The sequence below is a fragment of the Streptomyces sp. WELS2 genome (assembly GCF_013870595.1).
GTDB lineage: Bacteria > Actinomycetota > Actinomycetes > Streptomycetales > Streptomycetaceae > Streptomyces.
Map to the genome: position 1 here is coordinate 1 of NZ_JACBWZ010001212.1, position 1,449 is coordinate 1,449.

Below are 1,449 nucleotides of genomic sequence, written 5' to 3' on the forward strand. Positions count from 1 at the left end.
CAAGGGAGTCGGCGTCTTCTTCGTCACCCAGACCCCGAAGGACGTGCCCGGCGACGTCGGCTGGGCCGAGGGACGCCACCCCCGGCCGGCCGGCAGGGCCACGCCCAAACGGCCCGACGGCACCCGGATCACCCTGGCCACCTACGACAACCGGCCCGAACTGCCCGAGGCGGCCCAGGTGCTGAAGCAGCAGCTGGAGAAGGCCGGCTTCCGCGTCGAACTCGTCGTCCGCGAGTACGCGCGGCTCGAGAGCGACGCCCTCGCCGGGAAGTTCGACGCCTTCGTGCTCGCCCGCAACAGCCTCGTCGACACCGGCGACCCGGTCGCCATCCTCGCCGGCGACTACACCTGCGCCGGCAACTACAACCTGGCCCTGCTGTGCGACAAGGGCGTCGACCGGGCCGTGGCCGAGGCCGAGCGCACCGCCGACACCGTCAAGCGGCAGGACGCGGCACTGCGCGCCGAGGCCCGGATCCTCGGCACCGACTCCGTCGTACCGCTGGTCCACCAGCGCGTCATCACCGGCGTCGGACGCTCCGTCAAGGGGGTGCTGCTCGACCCCTACGAGCGCGCCCTCATCGGCACCGGCACCCGGCGCTGACCCGTGCGGACCGTGCTGTGGCGGGCCTCGCTCGCCTCCGCCCTGGTGTGCGGGATCGGCCTGCTGCCCTGGCTCAGCCGCACCGACCCCGCGCTCACCGTGCTCAAGGCCCGCGCCCAGGACCGCGACCCGGACCCCGCCGTACTCGCCGCCATCCGCGACCAACTGGGCCTGGACGCCGGACCGTTGACCCTGCTCGGGCGCTGGCTCGGCGGGCTGCCGCGCGGTGACGCGGGCCGGTCCTGGATCTCCGGGGCCGAGGCCGGACCCGTCGTCGTACAGGCGCTCGGCGCCTCCCTGCTGCTCATGGCGGTCGCCCTCCTGGTGGCCGCCTGCACCGCCGCCGCGGTCTGCGCCCGCACCCTGTACCGGGGCGGCCGGATGCGGCCCGGCGGCACCGGCTCCGCGATGCTCGCCACCCTGCCGGAGTTCCTCACCGCCTCGGTCCTCGCCACCGTCGTCGGCGTCCAGCTCGGCTGGCTGCCCGCCCTCGGCTGGTACGGACCCCGGTACACCGTGCTGCCCGCGCTCGCCCTCGGCCTGCCCGCCGGAGCCGTCCTCGGCCGGCTCCTCGACGACCAGCTGCCCGGCGCCTACGCCGAACCCTGGGCGCGCGCCGCCGCCGCGCGCGGACTGTCCCGGGGGCGCGTCGCCCGCCAGGCGGTACGCCGCTGCCTGCCCGGACTGCTGCCCAACACCGCCCTGTTCGTCGTCGGCATGACCGGCGGCGCCGTCGCCGTGGAACAGCTCTACGACATCCCCGGCCTCGGCCGCACCACCCTCCAGGCCGCCCTCGCCCAGGACCTGCCCGTCCTCCAGGCCGGCACCCTCGCCCTGCTGCTGCTCGC

The 1,449-nt window shown here is 75.8% G+C and carries 2 protein-coding genes; both read left to right on the forward strand.

The annotated features are described in order from the left end of the window. A partial coding sequence (locus H5J33_RS35110) for a helicase HerA-like domain-containing protein (RefSeq protein WP_181798696.1) occupies positions 1-601 on the forward strand: 601 nt, incomplete at its 5' end. A 3-nt stretch (positions 602-604) separates the two neighbouring features. Further along, positions 605-1,449, forward strand: an 845-nt coding sequence (locus H5J33_RS35115; RefSeq protein WP_181798697.1) for an ABC transporter permease, incomplete at its 3' end; no start/stop codon positions are given.